Source organism: Algibacter sp. Ld11 (genome assembly GCF_045066735.1).
Classification (GTDB): domain Bacteria; phylum Bacteroidota; class Bacteroidia; order Flavobacteriales; family Flavobacteriaceae; genus Algibacter.
In genome coordinates, this window is the sequence record NZ_JBISHH010000024.1 from 487,972 (window position 1) to 512,334 (window position 24,363).

Annotated in this window: 16 protein-coding genes; 9 read left to right on the top strand and 7 right to left on the bottom strand. The window is 34.0% G+C overall.

From position 1 onward, the window contains the following. Both nadD and ACJJV4_RS12450 read left to right on the top strand, forming a co-directional pair. On the top strand, positions 1–579 hold the full coding sequence (nadD, locus tag ACJJV4_RS12445; RefSeq protein ID WP_405294886.1) for a nicotinate (nicotinamide) nucleotide adenylyltransferase: 579 nt from the start codon (positions 1–3) through the stop codon (positions 577–579). A 128-nt stretch (positions 580–707) separates the two neighbouring features. Further along, complete coding sequence (locus ACJJV4_RS12450) at positions 708–5,141, top strand: chemotaxis protein CheB (RefSeq protein ID WP_405294888.1); 4,434 nt, start codon at positions 708–710, stop codon at positions 5,139–5,141. A 75-nt stretch (positions 5,142–5,216) separates the two neighbouring features. On the opposite strand, the gene ACJJV4_RS12455 is transcribed toward ACJJV4_RS12450, so the two are convergent. Continuing rightward, the gene (locus ACJJV4_RS12455; RefSeq protein WP_405294890.1) at positions 5,217–6,509 is read right to left on the bottom strand and encodes an aminopeptidase P N-terminal domain-containing protein; all 1,293 of its coding nucleotides are present in this window, start codon (positions 6,507–6,509) and stop codon (positions 5,217–5,219) included. 153 nt (positions 6,510–6,662) lie between these two features. Between ACJJV4_RS12455 and ACJJV4_RS12460 the strand changes: the two genes are divergently transcribed. The 4 genes from ACJJV4_RS12460 (at position 6,663) to ACJJV4_RS12475 (ending at position 12,034) form a co-directional block, all read left to right on the top strand. Beyond that, a complete protein-coding gene (locus ACJJV4_RS12460) occupies positions 6,663–8,402 on the top strand; it encodes a T9SS type A sorting domain-containing protein (protein ID WP_405294892.1) in 1,740 nt (579 codons plus the stop codon). A gap of 181 nt (positions 8,403–8,583) precedes the next feature. Next, on the top strand, positions 8,584–9,255 hold the full coding sequence (locus ACJJV4_RS12465; RefSeq protein ID WP_405294894.1) for a succinate dehydrogenase cytochrome b subunit: 672 nt from the start codon (positions 8,584–8,586) through the stop codon (positions 9,253–9,255). Positions 9,256–9,267: 12 nt separating this feature from the next. Then, a complete protein-coding gene (locus tag ACJJV4_RS12470) occupies positions 9,268–11,280 on the top strand; it encodes a fumarate reductase/succinate dehydrogenase flavoprotein subunit (RefSeq protein ID WP_405294896.1) in 2,013 nt (670 codons plus the stop codon). 13 nt (positions 11,281–11,293) lie between these two features. Next, on the top strand, positions 11,294–12,034 hold the full coding sequence (locus tag ACJJV4_RS12475) for a succinate dehydrogenase/fumarate reductase iron-sulfur subunit (RefSeq protein ID WP_405294898.1): 741 nt from the start codon (positions 11,294–11,296) through the stop codon (positions 12,032–12,034). Positions 12,035–12,118: 84 nt separating this feature from the next. Here the strand turns inward: ACJJV4_RS12475 and ACJJV4_RS12480 are convergent, their stop codons facing one another. From ACJJV4_RS12480 to ACJJV4_RS12490, 3 genes are all read right to left on the bottom strand, one after another. Then, the gene (locus ACJJV4_RS12480; protein ID WP_405294900.1) at positions 12,119–12,400 is read right to left on the bottom strand and encodes a pyrimidine/purine nucleoside phosphorylase; all 282 of its coding nucleotides are present in this window, start codon (positions 12,398–12,400) and stop codon (positions 12,119–12,121) included. An 87-nt stretch (positions 12,401–12,487) separates the two neighbouring features. Further along, positions 12,488–14,794 carry an anion permease gene (locus ACJJV4_RS12485; RefSeq protein ID WP_405295413.1) on the bottom strand — a complete coding sequence of 769 codons (2,307 nt, stop codon included), beginning with the start codon at positions 14,792–14,794 and terminating at the stop codon, positions 12,488–12,490. Between the two features lie 72 nt (positions 14,795–14,866). Then, positions 14,867–16,057, bottom strand: a complete 1,191-nt coding sequence (locus tag ACJJV4_RS12490) for a porin (protein WP_405294902.1) — start codon at positions 16,055–16,057, stop codon at positions 14,867–14,869. Between the two features lie 385 nt (positions 16,058–16,442). On the opposite strand from ACJJV4_RS12490, the gene ACJJV4_RS12495 reads away from it, so the two are divergent. Next, entirely contained in the window at positions 16,443–16,757 is a 315-nt protein-coding gene (locus tag ACJJV4_RS12495; protein ID WP_405294904.1) for a nicotinic acid mononucleotide adenyltransferase, read from the top strand. An 80-nt stretch (positions 16,758–16,837) separates the two neighbouring features. Here ACJJV4_RS12495 and ACJJV4_RS12500 read toward each other — a convergent pair whose 3' ends face one another. The 3 genes from ACJJV4_RS12500 to ACJJV4_RS12510 all read right to left on the bottom strand — a co-directional run bounded on the left by ACJJV4_RS12500 (position 16,838) and on the right by ACJJV4_RS12510 (position 21,752). Further along, positions 16,838–19,663: a TonB-dependent receptor domain-containing protein gene (locus ACJJV4_RS12500; protein ID WP_405294906.1), complete on the bottom strand. Its 2,826-nt coding sequence runs from the start codon at positions 19,661–19,663 to the stop codon at positions 16,838–16,840. Positions 19,664–19,742: 79 nt separating this feature from the next. Continuing rightward, positions 19,743–21,062 carry a hypothetical protein gene (locus ACJJV4_RS12505; RefSeq protein WP_405294908.1) on the bottom strand — a complete coding sequence of 440 codons (1,320 nt, stop codon included), beginning with the start codon at positions 21,060–21,062 and terminating at the stop codon, positions 19,743–19,745. 297 nt (positions 21,063–21,359) lie between these two features. Next, positions 21,360–21,752: a carboxypeptidase-like regulatory domain-containing protein gene (locus ACJJV4_RS12510; RefSeq protein ID WP_405294910.1), complete on the bottom strand. Its 393-nt coding sequence runs from the start codon at positions 21,750–21,752 to the stop codon at positions 21,360–21,362. Positions 21,753–21,920: 168 nt separating this feature from the next. On the opposite strand from ACJJV4_RS12510, the gene dgt reads away from it, so the two are divergent. After that, complete coding sequence (gene dgt, locus ACJJV4_RS12515; protein WP_405294912.1) at positions 21,921–23,261, top strand: dGTP triphosphohydrolase; 1,341 nt, start codon at positions 21,921–21,923, stop codon at positions 23,259–23,261. A 148-nt stretch (positions 23,262–23,409) separates the two neighbouring features. Further along, positions 23,410–24,345, top strand: a complete 936-nt coding sequence (locus ACJJV4_RS12520; protein ID WP_405294914.1) for a 2-hydroxyacid dehydrogenase — start codon at positions 23,410–23,412, stop codon at positions 24,343–24,345. Positions 24,346–24,363 lie beyond the last annotated feature (18 nt).

Consider the following 24,363-nt stretch of genomic DNA (forward strand, 5'->3'; position numbering starts at 1 on the left):
ATGAAAATTGGATTGTACTTTGGGTCTTTTAACCCAATACATATTGGGCATTTGGTTATTGCAAACCATATAGCAGAACATAGCGATTTAGATCAGGTTTGGTTTGTAGTAACTCCACATAATCCATTTAAAAAGAAAAGTAGTTTGCTTGATAATTACCAGCGACTCGAGTTAGTATATCGCGCAACTAAAGATTATGATAAGCTTAAACCGAGCGATATAGAGTTTAACTTGCCGCAACCAAATTACACTATAAATACCCTAGTACATCTACAAGAAAAGTACCCAAACCATGAGTTTTCTTTAATTATGGGAGAAGATAACTTGAAGAGTTTTCATAAATGGAAAAATTATGATGTTATTCTAGAAAACCATGATATTTATGTGTATCCACGTATCTCAGAAAGTAAAGTAGATACTCAATTTAACGGTCACTCCAAAATCCATGTTGTTAATGCGCCTGTTATGGAATTGTCTTCAACATTTATTCGAAATGCGATTAAAACAGGTAAAAACGTAAAGCCTATGTTGCCAGAAAATGTTTGGGAGTATTTAGATGAAATGAATTTTTATAGATAAATTAACTAAAGCTGCTTCAGTGTTAATGCCGACGTATCGCTCTTGCTGAAAGAATTTTCTTTTTTTTTTGTTAAAAAAACCAATTATTAATGTGTTTTTTTTATATTTTAGGTGTCTAATTTCTTTAGATGAAAAGTAATAATTCCGACTTGTATGTTATTGGTATAGGGGCTTCTGCAGGTGGTTTAGATGCTATACAGACGCTCTTTGACCATTTACCCAGCAATACAGGAATGGTATTTATTATTGTCCAGCATCTCTCTCCTGATTTTAAAAGTTTAATGCCCGAGTTACTCAGTAAGCATACGTCTATGCCTATATATACAGCTGAAGATAAACAGGTTATAAAACCTAATTGTATTTATTTAAATCAAAGAAATAAAAACTTACACATTAAGCGAGATAAATTGTATCTCCTTGATAAGGGTCCAAAAAACAACTTAAATTTACCTATAGATATATTTTTTCACACCTTAGGCGAGGAGTATAAGCAAAAATCAATGGGTGTTATTTTATCGGGTACAGGTGCAGATGGGTCTAGAGGTATACATACTATAAAAGAACAAGGCGGCACTATATTAGTGCAAGATCCTTTGTCTGCACAATTTGATGGCATGCCAAACTCTGCAATACTAACGAATTTAGCGGACTATATTTCGAGTCCAGAGAAAATGGCTGAAATAATCGCTAAAAACTTAATGAATACACCATTGTTAGAAGAAAAATTAAGTAACAGCAAATCAGACGAGGCTTTAATAACTAATATTTTAACCATTATTTTTAAGTTTTCTGGAATCGACTTTAGGGAATATAAAAAAAACACACTCATTCGTAGAGTAGAAAAACGAATGAATATTAATAATATTGAACATTTGTTCGATTACTGCACGTTTTTGTCCAGTAATGTAGAAGAGAAGCAAGCGCTTAAAGAAGATTTTTTAATAGGTGTTACTCGATTTTTTAGAGACACGGAGGCTTTTGGTTTATTTAAAACTAAAGTGATTCCGGAGATTTGTAAATCTAAAAATGTAGATGAAGCGGTTAGGGTATGGGTTGCAGGATGTTCAACGGGAGAAGAAGTATATTCTATTGCTATTTTAATCGATGACTATATTAAAACCCATAAGCTCAACATTGATTTTAAAATATTTGGAACAGATATCGATCCAAGAGCCTTAGCTGTAGCCGGGCTTGGTATGTATAATATTAATATTGCGAATGAGATAGAAAAGAAATATTTAGATAAGTATTTTTTAAAAATTGGAGATAAAATACAAATTATAAAACGGGTAAGAGAGAAAATAGTATTCTCTAACCATAACTTAATTAAGGATCCTCCATTTATTAGAATGGATTTAATTTCTTGCAGAAACTTACTTATTTATTTTGATAGTAAAATTCAAAAGAAGGTGATGCATAACTTTCAGTTTGCTTTAAATAAATATTCTTATTTGTTTTTGGGCAATAGTGAGTCTTTAGGTTCGGTTTCAAACTATTTCAAAACTATTGATGTAAAGTGGAAAATATTTCAAAATATTTCACAAACTAAAAATTATCCACCTCAAAGTTCTAGTTTAGAACGCGTGTCTACAATTGCATATAAGAGTCCTGTTGTCATAAAACAAGCTTCTGGCTTTCGAGCAAAAGAAAACCCTGAGCTTATATTTCATAAATTTTTAAGTAAAAAGTTTAGTCCAGCATCTATTTTTATAGATAAAAATTTCAACATCCTTTTTATTAAGGGCGACGCAGGCAAGCGTTTATCTCATAACGAAGGTGTTTTTCAAAATAACTTACTAAAAATAGTAAATGCAGATATTGCAGGCCTTATTAGAAGTGGAATTAGAAGACTTGAAAGTGAAAATAAAGATGTTGTTATCAAGGGTGTTATTAATAAAACGAAAACACAAAGCTTCTCTTTCGATTTAAAATTTCATAAACCCGATGTTGATGATGATTTAAATGGGTGTTATTTAATAGAATTTACTAATGATAAAGTTCTAGAGTACGAAGCGCCTTTAGTTGTTAAAAATATAGATATTGACGAGGCGTCTAATCAGCGTTTAGAAGATTTAGAAAACGAGCTTAAAGTTGTAAAAACCGAATTACAAAATGCTGTTGAACAGCTAGAAACGAGTAATGAAGAATTACAATCTTCTAATGAAGAGCTCATGGCATCTAATGAAGAACTACAAAGTACGAATGAGGAGTTGCAGTCTGTAAACGAGGAATTGTACACCGTAAATTCTGAAATGCAGGAAAAAAATAAAGAACTTACAAATTTAAGTAATGATGTAACAAACCTACTGGATAATACTGAAATTGCAACTCTGTTTTTAGATACCGAACTGCGTATAAGGAAATTTACTCCTGCGCTCAAAGAGATTTTTAATTTACATGAATCAGACAATGGTAGGCCGCTTTCTAGTTTTACATCTAACTTTTTGGAAGATGTTAGAGCGGAAATTATACAAGATTCAAAATTAGTTTTAGAGAAATTTATCACGATAGAAAAACAATTAAGTGATAGAAATCAAAACTATTATTTATTTAGAGCAAGCCCATTTATTACTTCGGATAAAAAAATAAACGGGATTGTAATTACTTTAAATAATATCAATAAACTTAAAGAAACCGAAAAAGATTTAAGAACCTCTGAACTTAGATATAAGAGTCTTTTTGATAATTTAAATGAAGGGTTTTTACACGGAAAAATTATTACCGATGAAGCCGGCAAACCTATAGATTGGATATATATAGATGCAAATCCGGCGTTTGAAAAAGTAATAGGCTTAGAAAGAAAAGATTTTGTAGGGAATAGGTTAATGGATATTATACCTTACATTAAGGATGATCCAGGAGATTGGATTGCCACTTTTGGAGAAACTGCAATTTCAGACAAAGAACAATATATTAAAGAATACTCAACTAAAGAAGGAGAGCATTATCAAGTGCATTTGTTTAGCCCTGCCAAAGGTGAGTTTGCGGCAACTTTTGCCGATATTACCGAGTTGAAAAATAAAAAGGCAGAGTTAGTAAAGAGTGAGGAAGAGTTACATCGTGCGCAAGAAATTACGCATGTTGGGAGTTGGTATTTAGATGTAGCAACAGGTCAGGTAAGGTGGACCAAAGAGCTGTATAAGATATATGGGTTTAATCCAAATTTACCTCCACCCGATCTTAAATCTAGTGGTAAGTTATTTACTAAATCTAGTTGGGAAATTATTACAAAGGCTATTGAGGCATGCCAGACTAATGGTGTTCCTTATGATTTGGAGCTAGAAATGATAAAAAGCGGAGGAAGTAGAGGCTGGCTTAGCGTTATGGGCGAAGCTGTAAGAGATGAAGATAATAAAATTGTTGCGCTTAAAGGTGCCGTGCAAGATATTACTCAGCACAAAATATACGAGGCTGAGCTTATTAGAGCGAAAAAGGAAGCCGAAATAGCAAGTATTCATAAAAATTATTTCTTGGCTAATATGAGTCATGAAATTAGAACACCCATGAATGGTGTTATTGGTTTTGCTGAATTATTAAGAAACGATGATATAACAAGAAAGCAGCGCTTAAAGTACCTAGAGATTATTGATGGAAGTTCAAAACAATTATTAAATTTGATAGATGATATTATAGATATTGCTAAAATAGAATCTAACGAAATTAAAATTATTTATAAAGATTGCCATGTCGCTAAGCTTATAAGTAATCTTGAAATTACCTACAATCAATTAAAGGCGGTAAAAGAGAAGGATAATATTATTATTAAATCTTATATGCCAGATGAGTTGAAAAGATTGGTGATAAGTACCGACGAGCACCGATTGCAACAAGTTATTTCGAATTTACTAAATAATGCCCTAAAATTTTCAGAAGAAGGAGAAATTTCTTTTGGGTTTAATGTTGAAGGTGAAAATTTGAAATTCTTTGTAAAAGATGAAGGTATAGGTATTCACGAAAGTAAGCACGCTGAAGTTTTTGAACGTTTTAAACAGGTGAATTACGATAATAGCGTAAAATATGGAGGTACCGGTTTAGGACTTTCTATTTGTAGAGGTATTGTTTCGCTTTTGGGAGGAAACATAAAGTTGTTTTCAGAACTTGGAAAAGGAACTCGTTTTGAGTTTACAATACCATTAAAGTTAACGAAGCTTAGAAAAGAAGCTAAAAATAACACAGCACCAACTACAGAAGCTTTTTTGGAGGGTAAAACTATTTTAATAGCCGAAGATGATGCTTTAATACAGTTGCTGTTCAAAATTGTATTAAAAAAGACAGGTGCCGATATTCTTTTTGCAAATAATGGTAAATCTGCCGTAGCTAAGTTTAAAAATAACCCAAATATTGATATTGTTTTACTTGATATTAGGATGCCGGAAATGAATGGTATTGATGCCATGGAAAAAATATTGGAAATAAACCCCGAAACAAAAATTGTTATGCAAACCGCTTATGCTATGCCAGATGAAAGAGAAAAATGTTTCAAAAAAGGTTGTGTAGATTTTCTTTCTAAGCCCGTGATTAAAGAGCAATTATTCGAAACTTTAAATAGGTGGTTAAATTAATTTAAAAGAAAACAGTTTCTATTGATACAAAAAAAAGCTGCCTTTTTCTGGCAGCTTTTTTTTGTTATAAAGTTTTTAAGAATTCATAAGGCTTTCAATATCGTCAGCCTCTAAGGGGATATTTCTCATTAAGTTAAACGGTGCTCCAGTTTTTTGGATAACAACATCGTCTTCTAGTCTAATACCAAAGCCTTCTTTTGGTATGTAAATAGCAGGTTCTACAGTAAACACCATGTTTTCTTGCATAGGTTCGGTTAAAATACCGTAATCGTGAGTGTCCAGACCCATATGATGGCTAGTGCCATGCATGAAATATTTTTTGTAAGCTGGCCATTCTGGATCTTCATTTTGTACATCAGCTTTATCAAGTAAGCCTAAGTTTAATAATTCATTAGTCATTATTTTACCAACTTCAGCATGGTAAGCAGCCCAGTCGGTTCCGGGTACAAGCATATTTGTTGCTTCATTTTTCACGTTTAATACGGCATTGTAAACTGCTTTTTGTCTATCTGTAAAACGGCCAGAAACAGGAATAGTTCTTGTCATGTCGCTAGAGTAGTTAGCATATTCGGCTCCAACGTCTAATAGAATTAAATCGCCTGCCTTACATTGTTGGTTGTTTTCTACATAATGAAGCACATTAGCATTGTTTCCGGAGGCTACAATAGGCGTATAGGCAAATTTTTTCGATCTATTTCTTAAAAATTCATGCATAAACTCTGCTTCAATTTCGTATTCCCAAACTCCAGGTTTAACGAAATTTAAAATTCTACGAAATCCTTTTTCAGTAATATCACAAGCTTGTTGAATTAAATCTAATTCAATAGGATCTTTTACAGATCGTAAGCGTTGTAAAATAGGGTTGCTTTTTGCTACACGATGTGCTGGGTATTTTTCTTTTAACCATTTTGTAAAGCGGTCTTCGCGGGTTTCGGTTTCTACATTAGCGCGATAATGCTCGTTGGTGTTAATGTAAACCGTTTCGCATTGCGTCATAATCTCGAACATGATTTTCTCCATGTCTTGGAGCCAATAAACCGTTTTTATTCCGCTGGTTTCAAACGCTTTTTCTTTAGTGAGTTTTTCGCCTTCCCAAATGGCAATATGCTCATTGGTTTCTTTTAAAAAAAGAATTTCTCGGTGTTTTTCTTTGGGACAATCGGGAAATAAAACCAAAATACTTTCTTCTTGGTCAACACCACTAAGGTAAAAAATGTCTCTATGCTGCTCAAAAGGCATTGTGCTATCTGCGCTTATTGGGTAAATGTCGTTAGAGTTAAAAACAGCTAAGCTGTTATTTTTCATTTTGTTAGTGAAGTTTTTTCTGTTTTTTATAAAGAGATTGTTGTCAATTGGACTGTATTTCATAACTCGAGTCTTTTAAAAGTGAATTGTATTGCAAAAATAAAGGTTTTATTTAAAGATAAGTTTTTAAAAAAAAAGTATGGTAATAAAAATGAAATGTATTAAATTGCGGGTTCTAATTAATTCATCCTCATACAATTATAAAAAATTGCTATTATGATTAAAAACTACTCAAAAAAAATGCTTCTTTCAGCGCTAATTGGCTTTTTAGGTTTTGCTAGCCTAAATGCTCAAGGGATGCTAAGGGAAATCCCTCTAGAACAGCAAGTTGAATCTTCAAGTTTAGTTGTTGAAGGAAAAGTTATTTCACAAGAATCTTTTTGGAATACAGATCACACCAATATTTACACTGTAAATACTGTAGAGGTATACAAGGTGTTTAAAGGACAACTTTTAGAAACCGTACAGGTTGTAACCAAAGGTGGTACTGTTGGTACTATGGCGCAAAAAGTGTCGCCTAGTTTAGGTTTAAACACAAATGATGTTGGAGTTTTTACTTTAGCTAACGATACAAACGTTAGCCCCGATGCTTTTAGACCATATGCGGGCATTCAAGGATTTTACAAATACGATTTAAATAGAAATATTGCTTCAAACCCTTTTCATAAAGTAGAAAGTATAGAAGCTGTTTATGCTGAAATTGAATCTAAAACTAAAACTAATTTTTCTGAAGTTTTAGAGTTTGATTTAGCAAAGCGTGGAAATAAGGCTGCAAAAAATGAAAAACTTTTAGCACCAGAAAATATTACGTTTTCACCTAGTGTAATTTCTGCAGGTACTAAAAGTGTTTTAACTATAAGTGGAACTGGATTTGGTCCGGTAAAGGGTTTTGTTGGATTCGCCAACTCTACTGATGCTGGAGCATCTGTTACTTATGCTTTAAGCTCTGAGGTTTTAACTTGGACTGATACACAGATTACTGTTGAGGTACCGTCTATGGCAGGAACAGGAGTTGTAACTGTTGTTGCTAATGATGCGGTTTTTGATTTGTATTCTTCGGAAGAGGAGTTAACAATACCTTTTGCACTATTAAATAATATTAATGCGGGTCAGGCATATCTTGCTCAGCATTATGCATCAAACGGGCAAGGTGGTCTTACTTGGACTCTTAACTCGATGTTTTACACAGGAAATGGAGCTAATCTAGCATCTTTTACAAGAGCGCTTGATACTTGGAGTTGTGAAACAGGAATTAATTGGAGCGTAAGTGATGATCAAACAATTTCCGATTCTGCGGGTATTGATGGAGAAAATGTTGTTGCTTTTAGTACTAATTTATCTGAAGGTTATTTAGGGGAAACAAGTACGTATTATAACAGCTGTAATAATAACGATTGGGTTGTGGCAGAGGTTGATATTATATTCGATGTAAATACAGATTGGAATTATGGACCGGGACCAACATTTTTTCAATATGATTTTGAGAGTGTTGCGCTGCACGAATTAGGCCATGCGCATTTGTTGGATCATGTTATTGATAATGATGATCCAATGGATTTTAATTTTGGTTTGGCTCAAGATATTAGAGAGTTAAATGATACAAATAGAGAAGCAGCAAGTATTATTATTACTAATAGTACAACAAATGCTATTTGTGATTTTCCATTAATGACTGAGTATTCATGTGAATTGAGCATTGAAGAAGATCAATTAGAAAGTGGTGTGGATTTATATCCAAATCCTGCTAATGATGCATTTTTTGTTAAAAAAGCATCATCAATTAATTTGGAGTCTGTAATTATTTACGATGTAAATGGGCGTTTAATTTCTAAGCACGATGCTTCAAATACGTCAGGAGTTCAAACTATAAGTTTATTAGGGATGTCTAAAGGGCTTTATTTTGTGAACATTAATTCTGATTTAGCTACAATTACCAAAAAACTTATTGTGAAATAAGAAATATTTTATAAGAGTTTATCAATATATCTAACTCATCTTACATTTTCTGATTTAAAGAAAATGTAAGATGAGTTTTTTAATTATAATCATTCTAAATGCAAAATAAAATACTATTTAAAACTTGTTAAAAATAGGCTTGCTCACTACCTTTGTAAGACTATAAACTAATTTTAAAATAATGAGCGGATTTTTAAAATCTTCAGTTGGAAGAAAAGTTGCTATGGCACTTTCTGCATTCTTCCTCATGTTTTTCTTAATAATACATTTAGCAGTAAACATCACTTCTTTATTTGGTGAAACCCTTTTTAACGATATGTCCCATTTTATGGGTACTAATCCGTTAGTTCAATTTGCATTGCAACCTGTTTTAATTTTTGGTGTTGTTTTTCACTTTGTAATGGGTTTTGTATTAGAATTAAAAAACAAAAAAGCAAATGGCGTAAAGTATGCCAAAAATAATGGTGCTGCTAACTCTACTTGGATGAGCAGAAACATGATTTACAGCGGTCTTGCTATTTTGGCATTTATCGTGTTGCATTTTATTGACTTCTGGATTCCAGAATTAAATACTAAATATGTAGTAGGCGATATGTCTGGTATGCATGATGGTGGTTTTAGATATTACCACGAATTGGTTGAAAAATTCCAAAATCCTGCGCGTGTTCTTGCTTATGTTGTTGCTTTTGTTCTTTTAGGACTGCATTTAGCACATGGGTTTACCTCTGCATTCCAATCAATGGGAGTAACTGCAGGACGTAAAAAAACACTTCAAAACGTAGGGAAGGCTTATTCTATTATAATTCCTTTAGGGTTTATAATAGTAGCCGTTTTTCATTTTTTTAACCATTAATCTTAAAATAGTATGGCTTTAGATTCAAGAGTACCAGAAGGTCCAATTAAAGATAAGTGGACAGATTATAAAAATAAAATTAACCTAGTTAATCCAGCAAACAAACGTCATATCGATGTTATTGTTGTAGGTACGGGTTTAGCAGGAGGTTCTGCCGCTGCAACCTTGGCCGAGTTAGGTTATAACGTAAAAGCATTTGCTTATCAAGATTCACCACGTCGTGCGCACTCTATTGCTGCACAAGGTGGTATTAATGCTGCAAAAAATTACCAAGGTGATGGTGATTCAACATATAGATTGTTTTATGATACCGTAAAAGGTGGCGATTATCGTTCACGTGAAGCAAACGTTTATCGTTTAGCCGAGGTGTCATCTAATATTATTGATCAATGCGTAGCTCAAGGTGTACCTTTCGCTCGTGATTATGGTGGGTTATTAGATAACCGTTCGTTTGGTGGTGTTTTAGTATCTAGAACATTTTACGCTAAAGGACAAACAGGGCAACAATTATTATTGGGAGCTTATTCTGCAATGAACCGTCAAATAGCTCGTGGTAAGATTGAAATGTTCAATCGTCACGAAATGCTTGATGTTGTAAAAGTAGATGGGAAAGCAAGAGGTATTATTGCTAGAAACTTAATTACGGGAGAAATAGAACGCCATTCTGCTCATGCTGTTGTTGTTGCAACTGGTGGTTACGGAAACGTTTATTTTTTATCTACAAATGCTATGGGTAGTAATGTTACTGCATCATGGAAAATACATAAAAAAGGAGCTTACTTCGCAAACCCTTGTTACACTCAAATTCACCCAACATGTATTCCTCGTTCGGGAGACTATCAGTCTAAGTTAACTTTGATGTCTGAGTCTTTGCGTAATGATGGTCGTATTTGGGTACCTAAAAACATGGAAGATGTTATGGCAATTCGTGAAGGTCGTAAAAAACCAACTGATTTGTCTGAAGATGAAAGAGATTATTACTTAGAGCGTCGTTACCCAGCTTTTGGTAACTTAGTACCTCGTGATGTAGCTTCTAGAGCTGCAAAAGAGCGTTGTGATGCTGGTTACGGTGTTAACGCAACTGGAGAAGCTGTTTATTTAGATTTTGCTGCTGCATTTGAACGTTATGGTTCTGAGCAAGCTAAAATTCATAACATATCAAATCCTTCAAAGGAAAAAATTAAAGCATTAGGGCAAGAGATTGTAAAGGCTAAATACGGGAACTTATTCCAGATGTATGAGAAAATCATAGATCAAAACCCTTACGAAACTCCTATGATGATTTATCCTGCGGTACATTACACAATGGGAGGTGTTTGGGTAGATTATAACTTAATGACTACGGTTCCTGGATTATATTGTATTGGTGAAGCTAATTTCTCTGATCACGGAGCAAACAGACTTGGAGCTTCTGCTTTAATGCAAGGTTTAGCCGATGGTTATTTTGTATTGCCTTATACTATTGGTGATTATTTAGCTGATGATATTAGAACTGGTAAAATTTCTACCGATACTAAAGAGTTTGAAGAAGCTGAAAAAGAAGTAAAAGATAAAATAGATTTCTTTGTAAATAATAAAGGAACAAAATCTGTAGATTATTTCCACAAGAAACTTGGAAAAGTGATGTGGGATAAATGTGGTATGTCTAGAAATGCTGAAGGACTAAAAGAAGCAATGGTTGAAATTAAAGCCATTCGTGAAGAGTTTTGGAAAGAAGTTTCTGTCCCAGGAGGATCAAATGAAATGAATCCTGAGCTAGAAAAAGCTGGACGTGTTGCAGATTTCTTAGAGTTAGGTGAGTTATTCGCTAAAGATGCTTTAGTTAGAGAAGAATCTTGTGGTGGTCATTTTAGAGAAGAATCGGCTGAATTAGATGGCCCTCAAAAAGGTGAGGCTAAACGTAATGATGAAGACTTTGCTTTTGTTTCTGCATGGGAATATAAAGGAGAGCCTGGCGATGCCGTTTTACATAAAGAAGAATTAGAATTTAAAGATATTGAACTAAAACAACGTTCATACAAATAATAAAAAAGACATTATGAATTTAACACTTAAAATTTGGAGACAAAAAGACGCTTCTTCTAAGGGTCAAATGGTAGATTATAAAGTGACTGATATTTCAGAACACATGTCTTTTTTAGAAATGATGGATGTTTTGAATGAGCAATTGGTAAATTCTGGTGAAGAACCAATAGCCTTTGATCATGACTGTCGTGAAGGAATCTGCGGTATGTGCTCTATGTACATTAATGGAGAAGCTCACGGACCGGATAGAGGTATTACAACATGCCAGTTACATATGCGTATGTTTAACGATGGCGATACTATTACTATCGAACCATTTAGAGCTGCAGCATTTCCTGTAATAAAAGATTTAGTGGTTGATAGAATGGCTTTCGAGCGTATCCAGCAAGCAGGTGGTTATATTTCTGTAAATACATCGGGAAATACACAAGATGCGAATTCTTTACCAATTTCTAAACATGCGGCAGATGAGGCTATGGATGCTGCTACTTGTATTGGTTGTGGTGCGTGTGTAGCGACTTGTAAAAACTCTAGCGCAATGCTATTTGTTGGAGCAAAAGTATCTCAATATGCATTATTACCACAAGGGCAAGTAGAAGCTGCAGATCGTGTTAAAAACATGGTTGCGCAAATGGATTTAGAAGGTTTTGGTAACTGTACTAATACTGGTGCTTGCGAGGTTGAATGTCCTAAAGGAATTTCATTAGAGAATATTGCCAGAATGAACAGAGAACTTATGAAAGCTTCTGTGTAATTTCAAGATAATAATACTTATAAAAAAAGCTTATATCAAGTAGATATAAGCTTTTTTTTATGCCTTAATTTTGCGTTTAAGGTATTAAGCGTATTGACATAGATACGATGTTTGCTCACTTACTTTTACCTGAAATTTTTGGTTAGCATCAATAGTGTATGCTTCACCAGCTTTGTAAGTTACCCATTCTGTTGTGTTTGGTAATTTTACCGTCATTTCACCTTCTATTACCGTCATGGTTTCATGCTCTGAGGTGCTGAACTCGTAAGTTCCTGCTTCCATAGCGCCAATGGTAGATTTACCTGTTGCCGATGTGTAGCCTATAGATTTTACGGTACCATCAAAATATTCATTTGTAGATATCATGTCTTTTTAATTTTTTCAATTAGTTACAAAAATAAAAAAGCACCTATAGAATATAGGTGCTTTTTATATATAATTTAAGTTCGAAAATTATTCTTCTTCTTCCGGATTAGAAATTGTTGCTGGTTTTACCGAAGCATCATGGGCATTGTGGTACTCTTCTAATAAGCTCATGGTTGCTTTAAGTAAATCTTTAGTTTCTAGTAATACACCAAAATAGAGTGTTGTGTTTTTTGGACTAGATTCTTCAGTACGTGTTCGCTCAACTTGTTTATGTATTTTTTCAGTAAGTACATTGAATACGTCTTCTTTTCTGCTTAAAATCTTTCCTATTTCTTCAAAAGAACGAGATTCGAAAGCTAACTTCATATCATGAAATAAAGCCTCTACAGATGCATCAACTTCTTTCAACTCTTTAATTTGGTTGAATTTAAGTTTTTTGTGGTTGTTGTTAATATGCTTATAACTTACTTTAGAAATGTACTCTAAAGACTGTGCCATATCTTGTAGGTAGCCTAAAATGTTAATATAGAAGTTGCTAGCACCAATACTAGATTCATCTAAGTTTTTAATAAAGTAGAAAATGTTGTTACGTAAATCTTCAACTTCTACAGATAATTTAGAAACTTGTTTTTGATTCTTTTTTAGAGATAGTAAATCTTGTTTAGCTAAGCCGTTAATAGCGTTTGAGTATATCTTATTCCCGCGTTTAACTACGTTAGCTATATTGCCAGCACTTTCGTGAATAACACCTTGTACGGAGCTGCTTTCGGCTTTTATCAAGCTATCTTCAGCTTTTACTTCTTTAGTTTTTTTGTTGTGCACAATAGAGCTTCTAATAAGCAAAGCAAAGGCAGTTACTAATAAAATTGGGAACATTACTGTAATGTTCAAGTTTAATAAATAAGCCACTAAAGCTGCCGCAGAAAATGCACTGAAAGCTGTAAAGAACCATCCTCCAATAACGTTTATTACTCCTGCTACGCGATAAACAGCACTTTCTGCACCCCAAGCTCTATCGGCAAGTGAAGAACCCATAGCTACCATAAAAGTAACGTAAGTTGTAGAAAGTGGTAATTTATAAGATGTTGCTATTGAAATTAAAACAGCTGCAATCATTAAGTTTACAGCAGCTCTAACTAAATCGAAAGCAGGTAGTTCTATAGTTTTGTTTTTTGAAACAGGAATTACAGGAACCTCAAATTGTTTATCAATTTTAGTTTGTAAACTGCCTGGTACAATGTATGCTGTGAATTCGGAGATTAAAATAGCAAATCTTACAAATCCACGAGATAAAAAATTAGGTTCAAACCGTTCTTTTGTTTCACTTTGGCTAGCTAAATCTAATGATGTTTTTACAACACCTTTTGCTTTTGAAGAAAACCATAAGGTTAAAATCATAATCATTCCAGCTCCAAAAAGTAACCAGTTATTGGTTGGTACTTTTTCGGCTAAAACCGTCATAGGAAACTCGTAAGCAGGAACTCCAGATGCCGACCAGGCTAAAAACGCATTGTAAGCTGCAACTGGTACACCAATAAAGTTTACTAAATCGTTACCCGCAAAAGCCAATGCTAATGCAAAGGTACCTACTAGAATAATAAGTTTGTAAATGTTTGTTTTAGCAAATACAATTAGTGCAAGTGATAATAAAGACCATATAATAAAACTTACTACTACAATAGTAAATACTTTAGTTTCTAAAAAGTGAGACATCGTGCCACCTCCTAAAATATCGAAAGATTCTTTAGCGTATGATGTGCCTTTTAACCCTTTCATGAAAATGAAATAAGTAATAGAAGTTAAAGCAAATCCACCAAATAAAGCTCCAACCCATGGTGCTTTATTCTCAAAGTTATATGATAATAATAAACGCGACACCCACTGTACAAAAGCACCAACCGAGAATGCGACGACTACCGAGAGCAGGATTCCAAATATAATTTGAGAGGCTTTAGACGTGTTTATGTAATTAATAACGTCACCAAAATCTCCGCCGTCGTTTCCAATTTTTATTAAGGCAATCGCAACCGCGGCACCTAGCAATTCGAATACAATAGACACTGTTGTGGATGTTGGCATACCAACGGAGTTAAAGAAATCTAGAAGCAAAATATCCGTAATCATAACCGCCATAAAGATGATCATAATTTCGTTAAACATAAATTCGCTCGGGTTAAAAATTCCTTTACGAGCAACTTCCATCATTCCGCTAGAGAAAACAGCCCCAACCGCAACACCAACACTGGCAACGATCATGATTGTTTTAAAAGAAATGGCCTTTGAGCCAATAGCTGAATTTAAAAAGTTTACTGCATCATTACTAACGCCAACTACCAAATCTGCAATTGCAAGAATGGCTAAGGCGATAATCATGTACAAATAAATATTATCCATAGTGTCTGGTTGAAATAAGGTTGCAAATATCATGACAATATAATTTTGGTGTGTTATGTAAATGTTATTTTTTTAAAAGTGTATATCGCATTGTAAGCGATACATTATTTTGTTATTCTCGTTTGTGACATCTAAATAACTCAAATCGGTTTGAATTTTTAATTTATGTCCTACAATATATTTAGAAAGCCCAAGTGTGTATTGGTTTTCGGCGTTTACATTGGTAATGTTTTTGTCTAAGGTTACGTTGGTGTAACGTCCAGAAACTTCCCAGTTACTCTTTAGTAAATATCCGGTTTGAAAGTTTAAGGCATCGCCTACTTGTACAATATCACCTGTTAAAGTACCATCTGAGTTTGTAGCAAATGGATTATCAGCAGTTCTGTCGGCATATTCGGCCATAAAAGAGAATCCTTTATATTTAAACATGGCATCCATAAACAATGTTGTAATGTTTGTTTCAAAAAAGCCAGTATCGGTTTCCATGTAAGCGCCTTGGTTGCTTCTTGTTTTTACAGCATTGTTGTTGTAATCGTAACTTGCACCTAGCGCTAGTTTTGGAGTTGCCTCTCTTTTTAAGTCAGAGCCTTTGTAATCGCCATCACCGGCAAAGTTTCCGAGAGGTAACAACTCTAAACGACCAGTATATTGGTGCCCACCTAAGTTACCTGTGGTTACGTTTCTGCCTTCACCTTGAGCCATCGAGAATATTTCTCTCACTACAAAGTTTTCATTAAGGTTAAAATGATGTCTTAATTGAAACCCAAAATCGCGATCAATATTAAATCGACTGTTTAATAACGATCGGTTTACTTGTTGCATATTTGCTGAAGAAATAACGCGTTCTCTGTTTCCTGGAAGTTTAGTCTGTCCGACCCAAAGCTCTAAATTTTCGTGAAAATTCCACATTAAAACCGCATCTAAGATATATCGAGGTGCGTTGCTTGTATATTCTGAAGCTCCAGATAAATCCCTGTTAGCAAGTCCTAGTTCAATTTTATACTTTAGTTTTGGGCTGTAAGCATAACCATTGAATTTTAGCCGTGATCTTCTTATTAAGAAATTAGCTTCATTTTTGCTGTCGGCTTCCCATGTTGAAGCTGCTAAGAATTGTACACGTAAGCCAACCTTCATGGTCCACGAGCTATCTTTACCAACGATGTTGAAAAGGCCGTTGCCAAATTTCCCCGATTTAATCTCTTGAGCCTGAGTGTAGTTTGCGGCAAAAAGGATTAAACTTAGCAGGGTAAGTTTAAATTTCATTATTCAGTACTAGTTTTTGTCGCAGCAAATAACCAACACTAATGTTAACTTAATGTTTCCTTATTATTAATTTTTACATAAAAGGCCGTCTTTACTAAAGACGGCCTAATTAGAAATCATTATAATGTAGTCGACAAAAACTAATAAATTAAATGAATTGCTAATAAATTGTCCGAAGACATGGCAAATATCTTTTATTAAGTTAATTTTAATGTAACGCTAATATTAAGGAATTATTAATAATGTTATGTTGTTTGTATTTTTTAAACTACTGTATATAAGTGTTTTATGTACTCAATGTTAAATTAATGTTATGTAAATGTTGTGTGAATGTAAAATATTTTATATATTTGTAGAGGAAGTATTAACAATAACCCCATACAACATGAAAAATATATTAATTATCGCAATAGCATTGTTTACATCAATGACTTTTGCTCAGAAAGAAAAATCGTTAACTTTAAATAAAGAAACAAACCAAATCGATGCTGTTTATTACCATAATAATGGTGAAGTAAGCCAAACAGGTACTTTTACTGCCGATGGAAAGTTAGACGGTAAATGGATTAGCTTTGATGAGGCAGGAGAAAAAACGACTGTAGCGTATTACAAAGAAGGTAAAAAAGTTGGTAAATGGATTCACTTTATCGACGGAGAGAAAAAAGTAGTAAGTTATGAAAATAACGTTGCTTCGCTATAAATAGCATACTAACTATTAGTGTATAAAAAAACGCCTAAAACTTATTGTTTTAGGCGTTTTGCTTGTATAACAGAAGTTTTTTAAAACTTGTATGCGTAACCAATAGAAAACTCTGTGCCAGGCTCTCTTAAAGAGAATATTTGGTCTTGTGCTTTGTACGATTGGTAAGAACTCTCTCTATCACTTCCTAAAATGTTAGATACTTTAATATCTATTGAAGATTTTTTGTTTTCTCCAAAAGTTTTATTAAAAGTAAAGTTTAAACTTTGAAAAGGTTTAGTGTAAACATCAGGAACACCACCTAAACCAACAACTTCTAAGGTTTTACCTTGGACATTGAAGAATAAACCTGTCTGTAAGCCTAAATCTGTATTAGAATAATTTAAACTAGAGTTAATTAAAAAAGGTGCTTGCCCTTGTAACTTACGTTTGCGATCTATAGTTTGACCATCACGAGCATTTGCTACTCTAGAGTTGTATTCTTGCTCAGACATGGATAATTCCGATTCGGTAACCGATGCATTTAACGCAAATTTTAAGTTTTCTAAGTCTTCGGCAATAAATCCTAAACTTTTTCTAAATTCAACTTCAGCACCATAAACCTTTGCGCTACCTAAGTTGCCAATAGTTAATTGTGTTGGAGCAGAGGCGAAGAAAGATTTTTCTAAAGGATCTGTGAAATCTTTAAAGAAAGCACTTACGGCAAACATTTGTCCACCATCACCAAAGTTTTCAAATCTTAAATCGAAGTTGTTTACGTAAGTTGGTTTTAAATCGATATTACCAATAAATAAGCGGTCTGTAATAGGATCGAAAATTTGAGACAAAGATGCTTCTTTAAATGAAGGTCTTGCTGTAGTTTTATAATAAGAAGTACGAATGTTAGATTTCTCGGTAGCGGCATAAATTAAGTTAGCCGAAGGAAATAAATCGTAAACATCAATAACTTTAAACCTATCATAAAGATCAGTTCCATCTTGCCCTGTGTAGTAAGATGAAAAAGCTTCAGCTCTTAAACCTAAAATTGTTTTTAATTTCTCAGAAATATTGAACTCATTAGAAATATAGGTTGAAGAAATATGTTGTTCACCTTCGTAAGCATCATTAGGGTTAAAGATATCACCAGAAATTAAATATGTTCCGTTTGTATTATCTCTACTCCAAAGATTTTCTGTTGCTAAAATATTATCAGGATTTCCGTTTAGCACAGATGTACCGTTATTATCAAACGTCCAATCGTCTACACTAAAATCTCTAAATTTATAAGTATGTCCACCACCAAATTTTACTTTGGCAGGCTTTCCGAATAATTCGTACTTTTTACTTAAATCTACTTTTCCAGCCCAGTTTTCTTCTTGTAAAAAACGCCAGATTCTAATTGGAAAAGTTGCAGCAGAAGCACTAATAAAGTACTCTCCAGATTGCGATTGTTGTAGCGGTGTTACTCTATGGTCTAAATCGTGAACCTTAGATATTGTTGGAGATAATTTCCATTCGAAGTTCCAATCGTTTTCAGCACCAAAAGAGTGTGTACCATTTAATAATACGTTGGTTACAGAACGCTCTGTGTATGTAATAGCATCTTTTGTTAATGGCTCATATCCAGAACCAGAACCAGAACCACCTTGCGCTACAGTTTGATTAAAGAAACCACCAGCAGATTCTCCATTTTGAATATGAAGAACATTAAAGCGGTATTTAGAGTTTTGTGTTTTGAAGGTAAGTCCAACAAGTCCGTTTACAAGTACGTTGTTAATACCCTCACGACCATTAGAAATTCTATCGGCAACTAACTCATTATTCGATGTATCATTAGCATCGATAGAGTATGCGCCATCACGTCTGTTCTCGTAAAATGTTGTACTGTTTTTGTATGAAAACGATGCTAAGTATCCAAACTTATTATATTCACCAACTTCAAATTGATCACCAATGGTAAAACCGAAATCGAAGTTAGGTTTGCTTGTTTCTTCTTGAGCTCTTAATTGGTTATCGAAACGGCCTGTAAGTGTTGTTAATAAGCCTCTATTATCAAACGTTCCAGGAATATTTTGGTATCTGTGAATTGGTCTGCTTCTAGAATTATCATCGTATCCAAAAAAATCAGTACTACTCGAGTTTCCTAATAAGAAATTACTTTTACCATGCATACTTGGGTTAAACCCGGCACCAAGAGATAAAGATGCTTCAAATTTTGTCGGAAAATCTTTAGTAATGATATCTACAACACCACCTGTAAAATCGGCAGGAAATTCTGCTGCTGCAGATTTTATAACAATAATATTGTCAATAATACTTGTTGGAAAAACGTCCATCTGTATTGTGTTTCTATCAGGATCTAAACCCGGAATATCAACACCATTTAAAGTTGTTTTAGTGTAACGATCTCCAAGACCACGCACGTAAACATATTTACCGCCTTCCACAGAAACACCAGGAACACTTTTTACAGCACTTGCAATGTTACTTGCTCCACTAGATTTAATGCTTTGTGCAGATAAACCATCTAAAAGGGTTACCGATTTTTTCTGAATATTTAGTACAGCATTTTCAGTATTTCTTTTTGCACTTGTTGTAATTACAATTTCGTCTAAAGAATTGGATTTTAAAATAACATCTAAATCAAATACTTGTCCATTTTTAATAACTATATCACTAATTTCTTTGGATTCGTATCCAACAAAAGAAAAGATTAGCGTGTAAGTTCCAGCATCTAACGATAATTGGTATTTACCATCAAAGTCTGATGTTGTACCAGTTGTAGTACCTTTTACTAAAATGTTGGCAAAGGCCATTGGTTCGTTGTTATACTCACCATCTAGCACGTTTCCAGCAACAGTTCCCTGAGCATTCAAACTTAAAAAAGAAGTTAAAAAAAGCGAAAGAACTATAAAAATATTTTTCATATATATAATTTATAAACTACTGCTCGCCATAAAAGCAAGCAGTAGTAAATTATGTTTTTAAAATAGAATTGAATTAAGCTTATAGTGCTAAACCTCCTTCGATTACAGCGTAAGTCCAGCTAAATTCTGAAGCAGTTGCTCCTACTGTTTGAGCACCTTCAGTAACTTGAGTTGTCCAAGTTGCTGCTCTATCAGTAAAAGAAGGTGTTAAGATAATGTTAGCTTCGTAAACTTCGTTACCATCGATATCATCGTCACAAAAATCGATACAACCACCTTTTTCAACAAAAACAGAGTTGTCAAATCCTACTATTTCCCATGCTTCTAGAGTAATTAAACCATCTAAAAAGTTTTGAGCTACAGCGTTATTATCTAATTCAACATCAGCGCTAGTTTTGAAACCTTTAGCATATACATTTTTTACAGTACCCATTGCTTTACTTCTAAAATCAGCATACTCACCGTTGTTAGTATCTAAATCACCAACTAAAGTTAAGTTTTGGATTGTAAAAGAACCTGTAGATGTTCCTTCTGGTCCATCAATTTCTAAAGCATGATCAGATGCAGCTCCTAATGCTACAACAGCATTATCAATAGTTCCAGAGTAAGCTTGGTCAATATCTAAACCATCATCACCTTGAGCCCATACTAATAAATTTTTAGCGTTAACCGTTCCACCGAAAAATTCGATACCATCATCAACGTTAGCCATAACTTCAATGTTTTCAATTACAGTTCCGTTACCAACACCACCAAGTGTTAAACCGTTAATTTCGTTTCCTTCTCCGATTAATGCACCACCGTGACGGATAGAAACATATTTAAGAACACCAGAGTTATCAGCAGCATCTGTTCCACCGTATAATCCAAAAGTATCATCTGCAGGAATTCCTTCAATTTGTACTTCAACTAAATCTCCTTTAAAAGAACCAGGAGCGTTACCTAACATAATTAATCCACCCCAAAGACCTCTATTAGTTTCGTCTAAGTTTGTACCAGCAGTTTCACCAAGGTCAATATTATCACTTGTAGAAGTAAAAATAATTGGGCTTGTAGAAGTTCCTTCAGCATTTATTTTAGCACCTCTTGCAATAATTAAAGCAGACGCTAAAGAACCAGTTCCTGGCTTACCTTTAATAATAGTTCCAGCTTCGATAGTTAATGTTGCTCCGTTATCTACAACAACTTTTTGGTTTAATTCGTAAATTTTATCGTTTGTCCAAGTTGTGTCTTCAGTAATCGCACCAGTAACAGCAACAGTTTCAGTTGTGCTAGTAGAACCGTCACCGTTTTGGATAATTGTAACTTCTTCTATTATAATTGGTGTATCATCATCTTTAAGACAACCAGTAAAAACGAGAGTTGATACCATTAAAATAGGTAAAATTATTTTTTTCATGAGATTTAAATTTTGATGTTTTTTTTAGTTTATTTCTTTCGGCAAAGAAACCACCACATTCTTAAAATGGTGTTAATTCAAGATTAAACAACCGTAACAAAAGTGTTATATAAACGTTACCTCAGTGTTTCTAGATACAACTATTAGGTTACATTTAGTTAACATTAAAAAGTTAGGCTACTCGGTTGAAAGCTTTTGTAATATTCATGCTAAAAAGATTAAACTCTAAATTTTAAGCATAAAAAAAACAGCATCCGTAAAATAGATGCTGTTTTTTTATATAGTTTGTAAAACGTTTTAATTGTTGGTAGCAATAGTGCTAGGCGTTTCATTTTTATCTGAGCTTGCAAAAGTTAGCATTAAATCATCTAAAGATAAAGTGTTAGCTCCTAAAGATTCTTTAACTTGTGTGGTGCGGTTGGCAACTACATTAACCTCTATAGTTTTAGTTTCGTAACCCACAAAACTTAGTGATAAAGTATACGTACCAGGATTTAAGCCTTTAAGTGTAAAGTTACCTTCTTGATCAGATGTTGTTTTACCTCCCGTTTCTTTAATAAATACACGAGCCATTTCTAAAGGCATGTTATTTGCCTCTAAGTCTAGTACGTTACCTTTTATAGATGCACCATCTTGTGCAAACATAACTGCAGATGATAAAAAAACGAGTATTAAAAAAAGATGTTTCATTAATTATTTTGATAAATATATTTTGCTCTGCAAAATAAAGGCATAAACATATTTTAAATGTTATGTAATTATTAAACAACCGTAATTATAAGGTTACCCTAATGTTAAGAGAATTTTTATTTATTTTTTATTAGGAAATGTTATCTTGCCTGCATATAAAAATTTACCATGAACTGGGAGCAATTACTATCCTTAAAACGCTTTGGCGATACCAATAAACGCATTAGAAAAGAACAAGACGAAACCCGTTTAGGCTTCGAGGTCGATTACGATCGTGTAATTTTCTCATCAGAATTTAGAAGTTTACAAGATAAAACACAGGTTATCCCTTTATCTGAAACCGATTTTGTACACACCAGACTTACTCACAGTTTAGAAGTAAGTGTTGTAGGCCGTTCGTTAGGTCGTTTGGTTGGTAAAAAGTTGTTAGAAAAGCATCCGCATTTACAAAGCACATTAGGCTATCAAGCTAACGATTTTGGAGCGATTGTGGCCGCAGCAGCTTTAGCGCACGATATTGGCAATCCACCATTCGGACATTCAGGAGAAAAGGCAATTGGCGAATTTTTTATAACAGGAGCTGGTAAAAACTTCAAAAGCCAACTAACCGATAAAGAATATCAAGACCTTTGCGATTTTGAAGGTAATGCTAACGGATTTAAAATATTAACCGAAGATCGTGCAGGGCGTCTAGGTGGACTTCGGTTAAGTTACGCCACACTTGGTGCTTTTATAAAGTATCCAAAAGAGTCGTTACCCAAAAAACCAACAAAGCATATAGCCGACAAAAAATATGGTTTTTTTCAAAGTGAAAAAGCAAGTTTTCAAGATATTGCTAGCGAGCTAGGTTTATTAAAGCGTAGTGAAACCGATGTTAGTTATTCACGTCATCCTTTGGCCTTTTTAGTCGAAGCAGCAGATGATATTTGTTACACCATTATCGATTTTGAAGACGGTATAAACCTCGGTCTCATTCAAGAAGAATTTGCACTCGAATATCTTTCAAAAATTATCCGTCATACCATAAAAACCGAAAATTACTATGCGCTTTCTACTAAAGAAGACCGCATAGGTTACCTTCGAGCGCTTGCCATTGGTTCGCTAATCAACGAAGCCGTAAATTTATTTATGGAAAACGAGGAAGCGATTTTAAATGGCACCTTCAATACCGGTTTGCTAGATAAAAGCCAATACGATGCCCAAATAAAAGATATTATTAAAATAAGTATCGATAACGTATATCAGTCTACCGAAGTAGTCGATAAAGAAATAGCTGGTTATGGCGTTATAAATACACTATTAAACACCTATGCCACAGCTGTAAACAATGGCTTTAATAATACCGCATCTAATTACGATAAACTTATACTAAAAAGCCTGCCAAAAAATATCAATGCCACCAGTACAAGCTTATACACTAGGCTGTCGAGTGTATGTTATTACGTATCGTTGCTGTCCGATAGTAAAGCTATTTTAGAATATAAAAAAATAAAAGGAATTGGGTTTTAAAACATAGTTTTTGGGCGTTACCCGAAAAGGGTCGGGCTTTCACTACTCGCTCCTCCTTGGGTCGGGAGCTCAAACAGGCCGTTCAATCCCTAACGCAAATTCGGCTAGCCTTTAAAGTTTAGCCATTAAAATATTATAAATTCATCTCATGAAAGTTTTACACCTCGATACAAACCACGAATTGTTAATTGAGCAATTAGCACAAGCCGGGTTTACAAACCACGAAGATTATACATCTACAAAAACACAAGTAGAAGCTAAAATAGCAGATTATGATGGTGTTGTTTTAAGAAGTCGTTTTACTATCGATAAACAATTTCTAGATGCCGCAACAAATCTTAAATTTATAGGTAGAGTTGGTGCTGGGTTAGAAAATATAGATTGCGATTATGCCGAACAAAAAGGTGTGTATTTAATTTCTGCGCCCGAGGGTAATCGTAATGCCGTTGGTGAACATAGTTTAGGTATGTTACTATCTTTATTTAACAAACTAAATAAAGCCAATGCCGAAGTACGCGAAGGCAAATGGCTTCGCGAAGCCAATAGAGGTATCGAACTCGACGGAAAAACAGTAGGTTTAATAGGTTATGGCAATATGGGCAAGGCCTTCGCTAAAAAACTACGTGGTTTCGATGTAGAAGTGCTGTGTTACGATATAAAAGCTGGTGTAGGCGATGCAAACGCGAAACAAGTAATATTACAAGAGTTTCAAGAAAAAGCAGATGTAATAAGCTTACATACACCGCAAACACCACTTACGGTAAACATGATAAACGCCGAGTTTATTAATGCCGTAAAAAAGTCGTTTTGGTTAATAAATACAGCTCGTGGTAAAAGTGTGGTAACTATAGATTTAATGCATGCGCTTCAATCAGGAAAAATTTTAGGTGCAGGACTCGATGTTTTAGAATACGAAAAAGCATCTTTCGAAAATTTATTTTCTGGCACCATGCCCGAAGCCTTTCAATATTTAATAGATGCAGAAAACGTGCTGTTAACTCCACATGTTGCAGGTTGGACCATTGAAAGTAAAGAAAAATTGGCGCAAACTATAGTAGATAAAGTTTTGGATAAATTTCGTTAACTTTAGGTTTTCAAAATA